Annotated in this window: 12 protein-coding genes; 5 read left to right on the forward strand and 7 right to left on the reverse strand. The window is 62.3% G+C overall.

Features of this window, described 5'->3' with window-relative positions:
- The first annotated feature begins 46 nt into the window (after positions 1 to 46).
- Entirely contained in the window at positions 47 to 874 is an 828-nt protein-coding gene (locus tag M1E12_RS00810) for an alpha/beta fold hydrolase (RefSeq protein ID WP_479563385.1), read from the forward strand.
- A gap of 48 nt (positions 875 to 922) precedes the next feature.
- Here M1E12_RS00810 and M1E12_RS00815 read toward each other — a convergent pair whose 3' ends face one another.
- The gene (locus tag M1E12_RS00815; RefSeq protein ID WP_113459854.1) at positions 923 to 1708 is read right to left on the reverse strand and encodes a DUF4394 domain-containing protein; all 786 of its coding nucleotides are present in this window, start codon (positions 1706 to 1708) and stop codon (positions 923 to 925) included.
- 261 nt (positions 1709 to 1969) lie between these two features.
- Here M1E12_RS00815 and M1E12_RS00820 point away from each other — a divergent pair, with 261 nt between their 5' ends.
- Complete coding sequence (locus M1E12_RS00820; RefSeq protein WP_113460285.1) at positions 1970 to 2521, forward strand: sigma-70 family RNA polymerase sigma factor; 552 nt, start codon at positions 1970 to 1972, stop codon at positions 2519 to 2521.
- On the forward strand, positions 2518 to 3225 hold the full coding sequence (locus M1E12_RS00825; protein ID WP_479563386.1) for an anti-sigma factor: 708 nt from the start codon (positions 2518 to 2520) through the stop codon (positions 3223 to 3225). The genes M1E12_RS00820 and M1E12_RS00825 overlap by 4 nt, the downstream gene beginning before the upstream one ends.
- Positions 3226 to 3265: 40 nt before the next feature.
- Here M1E12_RS00825 and M1E12_RS00830 read toward each other — a convergent pair whose 3' ends face one another.
- The 6 genes from M1E12_RS00830 to M1E12_RS00855 all read right to left on the reverse strand — a co-directional run bounded on the left by M1E12_RS00830 (position 3266) and on the right by M1E12_RS00855 (position 12383).
- On the reverse strand, positions 3266 to 5062 hold the full coding sequence (locus M1E12_RS00830; RefSeq protein WP_479563387.1) for a methyl-accepting chemotaxis protein: 1797 nt from the start codon (positions 5060 to 5062) through the stop codon (positions 3266 to 3268).
- A 275-nt stretch (positions 5063 to 5337) separates the two neighbouring features.
- Positions 5338 to 7155, reverse strand: a complete 1818-nt coding sequence (edd, locus tag M1E12_RS00835; protein WP_479563388.1) for a phosphogluconate dehydratase — start codon at positions 7153 to 7155, stop codon at positions 5338 to 5340.
- 124 nt (positions 7156 to 7279) lie between these two features.
- Entirely contained in the window at positions 7280 to 7978 is a 699-nt protein-coding gene (gene pgl / locus M1E12_RS00840) for a 6-phosphogluconolactonase (protein ID WP_479563389.1), read from the reverse strand.
- A gap of 11 nt (positions 7979 to 7989) precedes the next feature.
- Positions 7990 to 9462 carry a glucose-6-phosphate dehydrogenase gene (gene zwf, locus M1E12_RS00845; protein WP_310240454.1) on the reverse strand — a complete coding sequence of 491 codons (1473 nt, stop codon included), beginning with the start codon at positions 9460 to 9462 and terminating at the stop codon, positions 7990 to 7992.
- A gap of 184 nt (positions 9463 to 9646) precedes the next feature.
- Positions 9647 to 10933, reverse strand: a complete 1287-nt coding sequence (locus M1E12_RS00850; RefSeq protein ID WP_479563390.1) for an NAD(P)/FAD-dependent oxidoreductase — start codon at positions 10931 to 10933, stop codon at positions 9647 to 9649.
- A gap of 13 nt (positions 10934 to 10946) precedes the next feature.
- Positions 10947 to 12383 (reverse strand): glutamine synthetase family protein, encoded by a 1437-nt coding sequence (locus tag M1E12_RS00855; RefSeq protein WP_113459847.1) that lies wholly within the window; start codon positions 12381 to 12383, stop codon positions 10947 to 10949.
- Between the two features lie 124 nt (positions 12384 to 12507).
- Here M1E12_RS00855 and M1E12_RS00860 point away from each other — a divergent pair, with 124 nt between their 5' ends.
- Together M1E12_RS00860 and M1E12_RS00865 are read left to right on the forward strand one after the other, a co-directional pair.
- Positions 12508 to 13689, forward strand: coding sequence for a BaiN/RdsA family NAD(P)/FAD-dependent oxidoreductase (locus tag M1E12_RS00860; RefSeq protein WP_479563391.1), 1182 nt, complete (start codon positions 12508 to 12510; stop codon positions 13687 to 13689).
- 171 nt (positions 13690 to 13860) lie between these two features.
- Positions 13861 to 14004, forward strand: a complete 144-nt coding sequence (locus M1E12_RS00865) for a hypothetical protein (RefSeq protein ID WP_479563392.1) — start codon at positions 13861 to 13863, stop codon at positions 14002 to 14004.
- Positions 14005 to 14219: the final 215 nt, after the last annotated feature.

Raw genomic sequence — 14219 nt, forward strand, 5'->3', positions numbered from 1 at the left:
GATAGCGGCCGCAGCACCCACGCATGCGGCAGATGGAGAGACGATCATGAGCATCTTCAAGACGACAGACGGTACTGCGCTTTTCTACAAGGATTGGGGAAATGCCCAAGGGCAGCCGATCCTCTTCTCCCACGGTTGGCCTTTGTCCTCCGATGCCTGGGATGCCCAGATGCTATATTTCGGTCAGCAGGGCTTCCGCGTCATCGCCCATGATCGCCGCGGCCATGGTCGCTCCGACCAGCCATGGGACGGAAACAACATGGATCGCTATGCTGATGACCTGTCAGAGCTGATCGAGCATCTCGATCTTAAGAACCTGATCATGATCGGCCATTCCACGGGCGGTGGGGAAGTTGCCCATTACATCGGCCGCCACGGCACTGCCCGGGTCGCCAAGGTCGTGCTTGTCGGCGCCGTTCCGCCCTTGATGCTCCAGACGCCGGCCAACCCGGAGGGCGTCCCGATGTCCGTTTTCGATGACATCCGTGCTGGTACGGCCGGAAATCGGTCGCAATTCTTCTATGACCTGACCATCCCCTTCTATGGCTTCAATCGCGACGGCATTCCCGAGAACCCGGGCTTTCGCGAGAGCTTCCGCCTTCAGGGGCTCGCTGGCGGCATCAAGGGTCAGTTTGATTGCATCCGGGAATTCTCGGAAGTCGACTACACCGCGGACCTGAAGGCGATCGACAAGCCGACACTGATCATCCATGGCGATGATGACCAGATCGTCCCGATCGCGGCCACGGCGGAAAAGGCGGCCCGCCTGGTGAAGGGATCAGTCCTGAAGGTCTATGTCGGCGGATCGCATGGTCTGGCACAGACCGAAGCGGACAAGTTCAACGCTGACGTCCTCGCCTTCATCCGCGCCTGACGGGGCGCACTGCCCTCTCCCCCGAGTGGAGGGAGAGGGCAATTCGGCTTACATCGCCGGGATCACGGTGATCGACTTGATCGTCGCAGGCGCACCGGTGATGTCGCCGGCCTTGGTTGCCGCACCGGTTTCCAGGTTGACCGTGTAGAGCGTGCTGTCGGCGACGAGCCATGCCGTGTTCTTGCCCTCAGCGCCGGCTTCGATGTCGAAGGCGTAGGACTGCGGGTTGCCTTCGATGCCGAGCTTGCCGATCGCCTTCAGCGTGCCGTCGTTCGGCTTGGTCTGCTGGATCAGCGCGCCGATCGTCGCGTCGATGTTGTACATCGCGGTCTTTTCCGGCTTGCCCATCGAATTCGTGTAAGCGGCTGCAACGGTGTTCGGCGTTTCGCCCTTGTGCATGTCGCCTTCCTCGAAGACGAGGCTGCCGTCAACGGTCACGGCACCCGTGTCGGGATGAACGCGGTGGTTGGTGGTGCCGGTCATGTAGCGCAGACGGTCGGCGGCCGGGTTGAAGTTCACGACCACAGGCGCATCACCAATCGTCAGCGGCTTGTCCATCTTTGCAAGCTCGGTGGCCGCGCCCGTTTCCGGATCGATGGTGACGATGACGTTGTCAGCAGTCACGCCGACAATGGTCTGGTTGGCCGGACGGTAATCGATGCCGACGAGGCGATCGACGCCGGTCACATCCATCGACTTCGAGACTTCAGGCTTTTCAGTGTCGAACATCACGAGCGTCTTGTCGCCTGCGAGACCGACGACCTGGGCGGCCTGCGCTCCGAAGGCCGTAAGGGCGGTGGCTGCTGCAAGGCTGAGGATACGGATGCTGGTCATGAGAACTCTCCCGTTTGAATGGTGGCGACACCGGTCTGGTGCCTCCTAATCTCACGACACATGGCACCAGGCGTTTGGATGCAGCCGCCCAAAATTTTTTTCGTCTGCATCCGGAAACGGTCGTCGCGTGTCTCCGAAATGAAGGAGAAAGTCATGGACGTGACGATGACGAGCGGCAGTTCTTCGGTCAGCGCTTCCGGTGCCGGTTGCCAAATCAGGCGAGTGAGCTACTTTCCGCCCAGGTTCTTGGAAGGAAGCTGGATGGGGAATGAGCAAGACAAGCTCGGTGCGGCACTGAAAGCCTGTGCCGCAGGCGATCGCAAGGGCCTGGCCGTGATCTACGAAAGCGAGGCCGCCCGCATGGTGACGGTCGCTCAACGAATCTTGCGGCGTCATGATCTGGCAGAAGAGATCGTCCAGGAGGCCTTCCTGCAGATCTGGAACAAGGCCTGGCAATATGATCCGAGCCGTGGCTCCGCACGCGGATGGATCTACGCGATTGTCCGATCCCGTTCGCTGAACGCGCTGCGCGACGGTGGTCGGGAGGATCTGACCGAGACCGACAGTCTCGACCGGCTGCAGGATGAAGGCGCGGATGCGCTCTATCACGATCTCTTCGACCAGCTGGACACCGCAAGCCGGTTGCGCGCCTGTCTTGGGCGGCTCGACGGCCTCCGTCGCAAGACGGTGATGATGGCCTATGTCTCCGGCTACAGTCATGGCGAAATTGCCGGTCGCCTGAAGCTGCCGCTCGGCACGGCGAAGGCCTGGATCCGCCGCTCCCTGGTAGCCCTGAGGGAGTGCATGGCATGAGCACCTGGCAAACCGAAGCAGAACGCGCCGATGCCTATGTTCTTGGTCTGATGGACGAGGACGAGCGCCGTGCAGTCGAAACGGAGATGGAAGCGAACGCCGAGCTGGCTCGACTGGTCGGCGAGGCGCGCGACCGTTTTCTCGAACTGGATCTAGCAGGACCAGCAGCAACCGTCTCCGCCGATCTCTGGTCGCGGATCGAGGAGAAGCTCGGGCCACAGCAAGCTGCCGCCGTGCAGCCAGCGTCGCGCGCCGCCGTCAACGACAATCGCCTTGCCTGGTGGCGTGGCGTCGGCATGTCCGCTGCCGCAGCCTCGGTGCTGTTGCTTGCCGCTCTGACCTATACGGTCCTGGGGCGTGCGGAACCGCAGGTCATCGCCGTCCTGATGAATTCCGAAGGCGAGCCCGTGGTCATGATCGAGGACTTCGGCAACGACACTGCCAAGGTCATCCCGCTAACCGATGTGTCCGTTGACGCTGATCGATCGCTGCAGCTCTGGACCCTGCCGTCTCAGGATACCGGCCCGGTATCTCTCGGCGTCCTCGATGGCTGGCGCACGGCAACCGTCGAAGGTCCTGACCTGCCAGGGCCTATGGAGGAACAGCTCTACGAGATCACCGTAGAGCCCCTCGGCGGTTCACCGACCGGCAAACCGACGGGGCCGATCCTGGGCAAGGGCTTCGCCAAGATGCCGAGGCCCTGACGATCGGTCGCGCCCACCGGATGGGCGCGACCGTCTGGTTTCAGAATTCCTGCCACTCGTCCTGCTTCAGGGCCGCATTGCCATGCATCGGGGCAGGGCGGGACGGCGCTTTCCGCGGGGCACTGGCCGGGGTTGCAGGTGCTGCGGCGCGTGGGGCTGCGTGGCTTGTCGGCGCAGCGCTCTGCTTGCCGGCATAGTGCCGGCCAAGCGTGAAGCGCGAGATGAACTGGCGCAGGCGCTGGGTTTCCGTGGCAAGCGTCGCACTTGCCGCATTGGATTCCTCCACCATCGCCGCGTTCTGCTGGGTCACCTGGTCCATCTGGTTGACGGCCGAGTTGACCTCCGAAAGGCCGGTCGCCTGTTCGCGGGCCGAGCTCGCAATCGCCTGCATGTGGTCGTTGACCGCCACGATATTGTCCTGGATCGTCTTCAGCGCCTCGCCGGTCTCGCTGACCAGCTTCACACCGTTCTTCACCTCTTCCGACGAGTTGCGGATCAGTTCCTTGATCTCCTTGGCCGCCTGCGCAGAGCGCTGGGCGAGCTCGCGCACTTCCTGTGCGACAACCGCAAAGCCCTTGCCGGCCTCACCCGCACGGGCGGCTTCGACGCCAGCATTCAGCGCCAGGAGGTTGGTCTGGAAGGCGATCTCGTCGATCACGCCGATAATGTTCGAGATCTGGTTCGACGACTGCTCGATGCGCGCCATGGCCCCGACGGCCTCAGCAACGATCTGGCCGGAGCGCGTGGCGCTCGTGTCGGCGGCCTGGGTCGCGTGACGAGCTTCCTCGGCACGCTTGGAGGCGTTGTTGACGTTGACGGTGATTTCGTCGAGCGCCGCCGCCGTCTCCTCCAGCGAAGCCGCCTGCTGTTCGGTGCGCTTCGACAGATCCTCTGCGCTCGAGCTGATCTCGCGGCTGCCGCTGTCGATCAGATCCGTCGACTGGGCGACCGCGCCGAGTGTCGTCGCAAGCTGGCTCACCGCTTCGTTCAGATTGGTCCGCAGCGACTCGAAATCCGGAGCGAAGGCTTGATCGAGAGTGAAGCTGACATCGCCCTTGGCAAGGCGTCCAAGTGCGTCGCCGATGGTGTCCACCGCGGTCACACGCTCCGTCACATCGGTTGCGAACTTGACCACCTTGGTCACGCGACCGCGGTCATTCAGGATCGGATTGTAGGAGGCGTTGATGACGACCTTCTTGCCGCCTTTACCGTAGCGCGTGAATTCGGCCGCCTGGAACTTGCCGGCTCTGAGCTGGGTCCAGAACTCCTGATAGTCAGAGCTTCTTGAATATTCCGCATCAACAAACAGGCTGTGATGTTTGCCCTTGATTTCATCCATCCGGTAGCCGAGCGCATCGAGGAAATTCTGGTTTGCCGAGACCACCTCGCCCTCTGGCGTGAACTCGATGATGGCCTGCACGCGGCTGATGGCCGCCATCTGGTTCTGGAAGTCGAGGTTCTGCAGCCGCTCTTTTGCGTTTGCCCATTCCACGACGAAGCCCGTGGTCTTGGAGCCGCTCTTCAATGGCGTCACGATCAGATCGAAGGCCCGTTGGCCGACCCAGATTGTCGCCTTGTGCTGGTTCTGCAGGCTCGCCAGCATATTGCGCTGGTGGCCCGGGTTCTTGTGGAAGATGTCGATATTGCTGCCGATGAGCTTCGCAAAATCGAAGCGTGGCAATTCCTTCTTCAGGTCGCTTTCTGCTTCTCTGAGCAGTTCCTTCACGGCGGAGTTCATGTAGCGGATATTGAGCTTCTCATCCGCGATCATGATGTTGGCGGTGATTACTTCCAGTGACTCGAGCTGCGCACGGGTGTTGGAGGGCATTCCGAACATAGTTTTGGTCCTTTGGCCAAGCTTTGATGACGAACCCCGGCTGCAGGACAGTCGAAGGTAGACAAACAGCGGACCACAAGACCGATTTTGTTATTTGTGTATATCTTGTTGATTCCGAACGTTTTTCTGGATCAAGATATACAAAATTAGAAGTGTCGAATGAGTTAATGTGCGAGCAAACGACGCACGCCGTAGACAAAAGTCTTGTAAATCAAGGATGACAAAAAAGGCCGCGATCGCTCGCGGCCTCAGACCCTTCAGTTCAGGAATGCGTATCAGAACAAGACGCTGGCGCCCTGATCGGCCGGTCCGGCAATCCGCCGGAAGCTTGCAAAAAGCTCGCGCCCCATTCCGAATTCGTTGCCATCGAGATCAGTGGTTGCCAGCGGCCGCGCATGGAACTCTGCGGCATCGACGAGCACTTCCAACGTACCGGCCACAGCATCGAGACGAACGATGTCGCCGTCCTTGATCTTGGCGATCGCGCCGCCGTCCACGGCCTCGGGCGTCACGTGGATCGCGGCCGGCACCTTGCCGGAGGCGCCCGACATGCGTCCGTCGGTGACGAGCGCCACCTTGAAGCCACGGTCCTGGAGGACGCCGAGCGGCGGGGTCAGGCGGTGCAGTTCCGGCATGCCGTTCGCCTTCGGACCCTGGAACCGGACGACGGCAACGAAGTCCTTTTCCAGCTTGCCGGCCTTGAAGGCGTCCTGCAATTCCTGCTGGTCGTTGAAGACGATGGCCGGTGCCTCGACGACATGGCGCTCCGGCTTCACGGCGGAGATCTTGATGACCGCCTTGCCGAGATTGCCGGTCAGCATCTTTAGGCCGCCATTCGGCTGGAACGGCTTGTCGATCGTCGTCAGTACCTTCGGATCGGCGCTGACCTCGGCGGCCGGCTCGCGTTGCACTGTGCCGTCATCGGCAAGCTTCGGGTCGATCGTATAGGCGGCGAGACCCTGGCCATAGACGGTGCGCACATCGTCATGCAGGTAGCCGGCCTTCAAGAGCTGCTTGATCAGGAAGCCCATGCCGCCGGCCGCGTGGAAGTGGTTCACGTCGGCAAGCCCATTCGGATAGACGCGGGCGAGCAGCGGCACGATGTCGGAGAGCTCGGAAATATCCTGCCAGGTGAGCTGGATGCCGCCGGCACGCGCCATCGCGATCAGGTGGATCGTATGGTTTGTCGAGCCGCCGGTCGCATGCAGGCCGACAACGCCGTTGACGATCGAGCGCTCGTCGATCATCTCGCCGGCCGGCGTGAACTCGTTGCCGAGCGCGGTGATGGCGAGTGCGCGCTTCGCCGCTTCCTTGGTCAGGGCGTCGCGCAGCGGCGTGCCCGGATTGATGAAGGAGGCACCGGGCAGGTGGAAGCCCATGATCTCCATCAGCATCTGGTTCGAATTGGCCGTGCCGTAGAAGGTGCAGGTGCCCGGCCCGTGATAGGACTTCGATTCAGCTTCCAGCAGTTCGGCGCGGCCGACCTTGCCCTCGGCATAGAGCTGGCGGATGCGTGACTTCTCGTCGTTCGGCAGGCCCGAGGTCATCGGCCCGGCCGGGATGAAGACCGAGGGCAGGTGACCGAAGGTGAGTGCGGCGATCATCAGGCCCGGCACGATCTTGTCGCAGACACCGAGATAGACGGCTGCGTCGAACATGTTGTGGCTGAGGCCGATGCCGGCTGCCATGGCGATCGCGTCGCGCGAGAAGAGCGAGAGCTCCATGCCCGGCTGGCCCTGGGTCACGCCATCGCACATGGCGGGAACGCCACCGGCCACCTGTGCCACGCCGCCGGCTTCGGAAGCCGCCTGGCGGATCAGTGCCGGATAGGTCTCGAACGGCTGGTGGGCAGAGAGCATGTCGTTATAGGCAGTGATGATGCCGAGGTTCGGCACCACGTCGCCGGCCAGTGCTTCCTTGTCCCTGGGGGAACAGACGGCGAAGCCATGGGCAAGGTTGCCGCAGGACAGGGTCGAGCGGTGCACGCCCTTGGAAATCGCACGGCGTGTGCGGTCGAGATAGGCTTCACGGGTCGGCTTGGATCGCTCGACGATCCGCTTGGTGATGGCTTCGATACGGCTGTCTGCACTCATCGGATATGGCTCCTCGTCTGGCGCGGGCGCTTGAAGGCGCACATCGCGCAAAGGCCTCCTCGGCCGGGAAACTCGTCATTCGCGCATCAGCCCGCCGCATGTGCCGGCGGGCGAGGGCTCTCCCTCAGAGCGCCCAATAGATGTCGGGCGTTGTCTGGGCTCGTTCAAGAACGGCCCGGATCGGCATGTCCTTCTCGTCCGAGCCGGCCAGTGCCTTGTCCAGCACGGCTTTCTTTTCGCCGCCCTCGATATGCACGACCAGAAGACCGGCATCATGCAGCGCTGAGAAGGAAAGCGTCAGCCGGGCTTCGCCTGCGCCCGGCGCTTCCATGGTCATGACGCGGCGCGGCTGCGAAAGATCAAGCGCCGCATCCAGATGGTCTCCGCCGGGGAAGAACGAGGCGGTGTGCCCGTCCGTACCCATTCCGAGGATCACGACATCGAAGGCCTTGGACATGCCGGGCACGATCCCGGTTGCCGTCTTTGCAGCCTCCTCGATCGTGGCCTCAGGCCGATAAAGCGGCACGAACTCCGCCGCGGCCGCTTCATTCTTCAGCAGGTGCGTCTTCACCAGCAGATGGTTCGAACGCGGATTGTCTTCCGGGACGAAACGTTCATCGACCAGCGTCACCTTCACCTTGGCCCAATCCAGCGCCCGCGTCGACAGCGCCTCGAAAAATGCCTTGGGCGTGGAGCCGCCGGAAACGGCGAGCGTCGCCTCGCCTGTCTTGGCGATCGCCGCAGACAGGGCCGTGACCACGGCGTCTGCAAGCCCGTTTGCGAGGGCTGCACCTGTCTCGAATGTCTTCATGTGATGCGCCATCGCTTCCGGCCTCAGTCGTTTTCGTGCCAGGTACGGCCGTCACGCTCGATGAGCGCGATGGCCTGGCTCGGGCCCCATGTGCCGGAGGTATAGCCTTGCGCCTTCTGGCCGATCTCTTCCCAGGATTTCAGGATCGGATCGCACCAGTTCCACGCGGCCTCGACTTCGTCGCGGCGCATGAACAGCGTCTGGTTCGAGCGGATGACGTCCATCAGCAGGCGCTCATAGGCGTCCGGATTGCGCACGTCGAAGGCCTGGGCGAAGCTCATGTCGAGGGACACGTGGCGCAGGCGCATGCCGCCCGGGCCCGGATCCTTGATCATCAGCCACTGCTTCACGCCTTCGTCCGGCTGCAGACGGATGACCAGCTTGTTGGCCTCGATGCGTCCGGCATTTTCGCCGAAGATCGAGTGCGGGATCGGCTTGAAGGCAATGACGATCTCCGACATGCGGGTGGCGAGCCGCTTGCCGGTGCGCAGGTAGAAGGGCACGCCCGCCCAGCGCCAGTTGTTGATCTCGGCCTTGATTGCCACGAAGGTTTCCGTGTCGGACACGGCGCCCAGTTCTTCCTGATAGCCGTTGACCGCACCACCGGCAGAAGCGCCGGCGCGATACTGGCCGCGCACCGTCTGCTTCTCGACATTGGCCGGTGTGATCGGCTTCAGCGAGCGCAGCACCTTCAGCTTCTCGTCGCGCACGGCTTCGGCGTCCAGCGAGGAGGGGGCTTCCATGGCCACAAGGCAGAGAAGCTGCAGGATGTGGTTCTGCACCATGTCACGCAGGGCGCCGGCCTTGTCGTAATAGGTTACCCGGCCTTCGAGGCCGACGGATTCGGCGACCGTGATCTGCACATGGTCGATATGGGCGGAATTCCACAGCGGCTCGTAGAGTGCATTGGCAAAGCGCAGCGCCATCAGGTTCTGCACCGTCTCCTTGCCGAGATAGTGGTCGATACGGAAGATCTGGTCTTCCTTGAACACCTTGCCGATCGTGTCATTGAGGATCTGCGCCGAGGCGAGGTCGCGGCCGATCGGCTTTTCCACGACGATGCGGGTCGACTTGGTGATCAGCTTGTGATCGCGGATCTTGTCGGCGATGTCACCGAAGATCGACGGCGAAACGGCGAGATAGAAGGCCCGGACGATATCCTTGCCCTGATCGAGCAGCTTCTTCAGATCTTCCCAACCCTGGTCGGACTTCGCATCGACGGAGACGTAGAAGACGCGGGCGAGGAACTTCGCAACTTCCGCCTCTTCGAGTTCCTCTGCCTTCAGATGCTCATGAAGCGCATCGAGCGTGAACTTGCGATATTCCTCATGCGTCATCGCTGTACGCGAGGCACCGATAATGCGTGTCGGCTCGGTCAGCTGGCCGGCCAGCTGGCGGTGAAACAACGCCGGCAAAAGCTTGCGCTCGGCCAAGTCGCCGGTGCCGCCGAAGACGACGTAGTCAAAGGGTTCAACGGGGATGATCTGGCTGCTCATGCGCATCTCTCGTTCGGCAAATTCGTTGGACAGGTTCTAATCTAATCGATTTAAAAAAGCCACCCCGATAGGGTGGTTTTTGTCGTGGGACGTCGCAGAGAGGATGAACAAACCGTGTTCTGCGACAATCCAACACACCCGCCGGGATCTTGTGCGATCTGCGGTCGGCGGGTGCACTTTCGGCTCAGAATCGGTCGCGCAGCGCGTACCAGGTGAGCGCCAGGAACAGCAGCGGCTTGCGAAGGCTGGCCCCGCCGGGAAAGGGCGGGATCTTCAGCTCCTTCAGGACGTCGAGTTCCCGCGCATTGCCCGCCACCGTGTCGGCATACATCTTGCCGGAATAGTTCGATAGCATGACGCCGTGTCCGGAATAGCCGGCAAGCGACGTGACGCCGGGCATGACATCCCGGGCAAACGGTTTGCGCGGCAGCGTGATCCCGACCGAACCGCCCCAGCCATGGGTGATCTCGATGTCCTTAAGATCCGGATAGATCTCGGCAATCTGCCGGCGGATGTGGCTGGAGATATCCCGCGGACTGTCGGCCGTGTAAGCCTCCCGCCCGCCAAACAGCAGCCGCCCGTCGCGGCTCTTGCGAAAGTAGCGCACCACGAAGCGGCTGTCGGCAACGGCCTCCGAACCGCGCAGCACCTGCGGAAACTTGGTCAGCGGCACGGTTGCGCCGATGAACGACCGGATCGGCATGACATGTGACGCCGTCACGGGCTCCAGATTGCCGATATAGGCATTTGTCGCAATCAGCACGCGGTCCGCGGTGATCGTGCCCTTGGGCGTGTCGATGAAAGTCTTTCCGCTCGCCTGGCGAATGGCGCTGGCCGGGGTCATCTCGTGGATCTTTGCGCCAGCTTCGGCCGCCACGCGGGCAAGCCCGACCAGCAGCTTCAGCGGATGGATATGCCCCGTCCCGGTGTCACGCACGCCGTAATGATAGCGGGTGGATCCCACCCGCTCATGGGTCTCCTCGCGATCCATGTAGGAGATATGCGGATAGCCGTAACGCACCGCCATGATCTCCGCGTCGTGTCGATAGTCCGATTCCCAGCCCCGCTTGTGCGCAACGTTCAACTGGCCGGGCATGTATTCGATGTCGATGCCATGCTGTTCGGCGAAGTCGATGAGGTAGCGCTTGGCGTTTTCCGCCATGTCGAACAGCGCCTTGGAGCGTTCGAAGCCAAGCTCCGCCTCGAGCTCGCCCGGCCAGGCGCGCTGGCCGGTGCCGAGCTGTCCGCCATTGCGACCGGAGGCGCCATCGCCGAAGCGGCTGCCCTCGATCAGAACGACGGACACGCCGAGACGCGCGAGATTGTAGGCGGCCTGCAGGCCGGTAAAGCCGCCGCCGATGATGGCGACGTCAGCGGTGACGGAGCCGTCGAGACCAGGATATTCCGGGCGCTCGCCAACACTGTCCTGATACCAGGAGATCCCCGGCGCGATCGGGCTTTGCCATGTCATGACTGCGAGTTCCTCACACGTTGAGCAGGAGGAATTCGCGTTCCCACGGGCTGATCACCTGCATGAAGGTCTCGAACTCCCCGCGTTTGACGCCGGCATAGATGCCGATGAATTCGGAGCCGAAGACTTCGTTGAAGTCGGGCTCGCTCTCGAGCAGGGCAACCGCTTCCAGCAGGCCGCGCGGCAGATCGACCGAGCCCTCGTTCTCGGATCCCTCGGCGGCAGCCGTCGGCTCGATTTCCTTGACGATCCCGAGATAGCCGCAGGCGAGCGACGCCGCGAGCGCGAGATAGGGATTGGCATCCGAACTCGGCAGGCGGTTTTCGACGCGCCGCGCGGCCGCATCCGACACCGGCACACGGAAGGCCGTCGTGCGGTTGTCGTAGCCCCAGGCATTGTTGACCGGTGCCGCCATGTCGGGTGTCAGGCGGCGATAGGAGTTCACGTAGGGCGCCAGCATGACGAGCGAGCTCGGCACGTATTTCTGCATGCCGCCGATGAAGTGGAAGAACTCCGGCGAGGCCGAGCCATCAGGATTGGAAAAGACGTTCTTGCCCGTCTTGATATCGACCACCGACTGGTGGATGTGCATGGCCGAGCCCGGCTGGCCCTGCATCGGTTTCGCCATGAAGGTCGCATAGATCCCATGCTTCAGCGCCGCCTCGCGGATCGTGCGCTTGAACATGAAGACCTGGTCGGCAAGCTCGATTGGATTGCCGTGACGCAGGTTGATCTCGAGCTGGGCCGGACCCTCTTCATGGATCAGCGTGTCGATCTCCAGACCCTGCTTTTCCGAGAAGTGGTAGATGTCGTCGATCAACTCGTCGAACTCGTTGATCCCGGCGATCGAATACCCCTGGCCACCGACGATCGATCGGCCGGAACGGCCCTTCGGCGGGTGCAGCGGATAGTCCGGGTCGTCGTTCATCGCAACGAGGTAGAACTCGATTTCCGGGGCGACGACCGGCTTCCAGCCCTTCTCCTCGTATAGCCTGAGCACGTTCTTCAACACGTTGCGCGGTGTGTACGAGACATTCTGGCCATCGACATTGACGATGTCGCAGATCACCTGCGCCGTCGGATCGCTTTCCCACGGCACGACCGAAAGGGTCGAAAGATCGGGCACCAGCTTCAGGTCGCTGTCGCGCGGCTCGTAGCGGAAGTTCTCGGTCTCATCGGGATATTCGCCGGAGATCGTATGGCGGTAGAGCGCCGAGGGAAGCGCCAGCGAGGTGTTCGACGTGAACTTCGACGACGGCATCATCTTGCCGCGGGGAACGCCGGCAAGGTCGGGCGTGATGCATTCGATGTCCTCGATGCCGCGGGCTCTCAGCCACGTCGCCGCTTCCTTCCAGTTCGAGACTCCACGCTTCGATCCGGGGTCGGGCGGAATGACCGCCTTTTTGGAGGGCGCGCTCTGGGGTCTCAGCATGGATTTCTTCGCGGGCATGTCTCACCGGTTGGTTGTTGATGCGGTCCATCATAGCCAGACTTTGCCCTTTGGCCAGCGGGACGCGTTGACTTTGATCATAAGTTTGTCGAGACAGACGGCGGATTCCCGGGAGCAATGGCCTATGGCGAAGAAGTTTGACGTCGCGATCATCGGAGCCGGTGCCGCCGGCATGATGGCGGCTTTCACTGCCGGCCGGCGGGGCAAGTCGGTGATCGTGCTCGACCACGCCAAGGCGCCGGGCGAGAAGATCCGCATCTCCGGCGGCGGCCGCTGCAACTTCACCAACATCCATGCCGGCCCGAAGAACTACATTTCCGAGAACCCGCATTTCGCCAAGTCGGCGCTCGCCCGCTACTCGCCATCCGATTTCATCGCCATGGTCGACCGCCACAAGATCGCCTGGCATGAAAAGACCCTCGGCCAGCTCTTCTGCGACGACAGCGCGAAGGACATCATCCGCATGCTTCTGGAAGAGATGCGGGCGGTACAGGTTGATCTGCGTCTGTCCTGCGAGATCTCCGACATCGCCAAGGGCGTCGACGGTTTCCGCCTGTCGACCAGCGAAGGACAGATCCTCGCAGACAATCTGGTGATGGCCTGCGGGGGCAAGTCGATCCCGAAGATGGGTGCGACCGGCTTTGCCTATCGCATCGCCGAGCAGTTCGGCCTGCCGGTCACGGAAACACGACCGGCTCTTGTGCCCCTGACGCTCGAACCCAACCTGCTCGGCGAACTCTCGGAACTGTCGGGCGTTGCCGTCGATGCCGATGTCTCCTGTGGCAAAACCCGCTTCCATGAGGCGTTACTATTCACCCATCGCGGCTTATCCGGTCCCTCCATTCTGCAGATCTCGAGCTATTGGCGCGAAGGCGACGAGATCCAGCTTTCGCTGGAGCCTGGCGTCGATATCCTCGGACACCTGAAGACGGCCAAGCGCGAAAATGGCCGCCAGCAGGTCCAGACCGTGCTCGCCCAGCATCTGCCGAAGCGTCTGGCCCAGTATCTGGCGGAGACCGCAAAGCTCGAACGTCCGCTCGCCGATCTGCCCGACAAGGCACTTGCCACACTGGCTGAGCGCATCCGCCGCTGGGCGATCAAGCCGGCAGGCTCGGAAGGCTATCGCACGGCTGAGGTCACGCTGGGTGGGGTGGATACGAATGCCCTCGACAGCCGCTCCATGCAGGCCAAGACCGTGCCCGGCCTCTATTTCATCGGCGAATGCGTCGATGTCACGGGCTGGCTTGGCGGCTATAACTTCCAGTGGGCCTGGGCCTCAGGCCATGCGGCCGGCGAGGCCCTCTGAACAAAAGCTCACGCTCCGGACAAGCTTAGGCGGGTAATTCAGAGCTTGTTAACATGCGTCGGTCATCCTGCTCGAATGCCGGTGTGATATCGCTGATATCGCGACATGAGGTCTGGCCGGCTGAGGCCCGCAAGGGCATGACCTTCCCTGGCCGCATCAAGGACCGCGCCCATGAGCCCTGAGACCCGCAAGCCCCGTGCCATCGCCATTGCCGCCACCCGTGCGCGGGACGAGGAACGCACGCGTCTTCGTCATCTGAGCATCGTCTGCTTCTATGCTGCCAGTGCGCTTGCCGCGCTCGCCCTGCTCGGCTGAAGCAATCTCCTCAAGTCAAATCATGACGGCGGTCGCCTCCGATCGACCCTTCGTCACGCATGGTCGAGCCGCCGCGGCGACGTTGTCGGCTATAGACCAGACACGTCTTCGACAGATTGTCCCGCTTTGAGACCCCGCTCTCGCCTTTAACGCAACCTTGAGACTTTTGCTGCAACCCTCTCCGATGGAGTGGAGTGCAGACTGTGGCGATGACC

This window comes from Rhizobium sp. K33 (genome assembly GCF_056501445.1).

Excerpts from the sequence above, each read along its gene's own strand:
- M1E12_RS00810 (WP_479563385.1), top strand. The coding sequence starts at position 47 with ATGAGCATCTTCAAGACGACAGACGGTACTGCGCTTTTCTACAAGGAT.
- M1E12_RS00815 (WP_113459854.1), bottom strand. The coding sequence starts at position 1,708 with ATGACCAGCATCCGTATCCTCAGCCTTGCAGCAGCCACCGCCCTTACG.
- M1E12_RS00820 (WP_113460285.1), top strand. The coding sequence starts at position 1,970 with ATGGGGAATGAGCAAGACAAGCTCGGTGCGGCACTGAAAGCCTGTGCC.
- M1E12_RS00825 (WP_479563386.1), top strand. The coding sequence starts at position 2,518 with ATGAGCACCTGGCAAACCGAAGCAGAACGCGCCGATGCCTATGTTCTT.
- M1E12_RS00830 (WP_479563387.1), bottom strand. The coding sequence starts at position 5,062 with ATGTTCGGAATGCCCTCCAACACCCGTGCGCAGCTCGAGTCACTGGAA.
- edd (WP_479563388.1), bottom strand. The coding sequence starts at position 7,155 with ATGAGTGCAGACAGCCGTATCGAAGCCATCACCAAGCGGATCGTCGAG.
- pgl (WP_479563389.1), bottom strand. The coding sequence starts at position 7,978 with ATGGCGCATCACATGAAGACATTCGAGACAGGTGCAGCCCTCGCAAAC.
- zwf (WP_310240454.1), bottom strand. The coding sequence starts at position 9,462 with ATGAGCAGCCAGATCATCCCCGTTGAACCCTTTGACTACGTCGTCTTC.
- M1E12_RS00850 (WP_479563390.1), bottom strand. The coding sequence starts at position 10,933 with ATGACATGGCAAAGCCCGATCGCGCCGGGGATCTCCTGGTATCAGGAC.
- M1E12_RS00855 (WP_113459847.1), bottom strand. The coding sequence starts at position 12,383 with ATGCCCGCGAAGAAATCCATGCTGAGACCCCAGAGCGCGCCCTCCAAA.
- M1E12_RS00860 (WP_479563391.1), top strand. The coding sequence starts at position 12,508 with ATGGCGAAGAAGTTTGACGTCGCGATCATCGGAGCCGGTGCCGCCGGC.
- M1E12_RS00865 (WP_479563392.1), top strand. The coding sequence starts at position 13,861 with ATGAGCCCTGAGACCCGCAAGCCCCGTGCCATCGCCATTGCCGCCACC.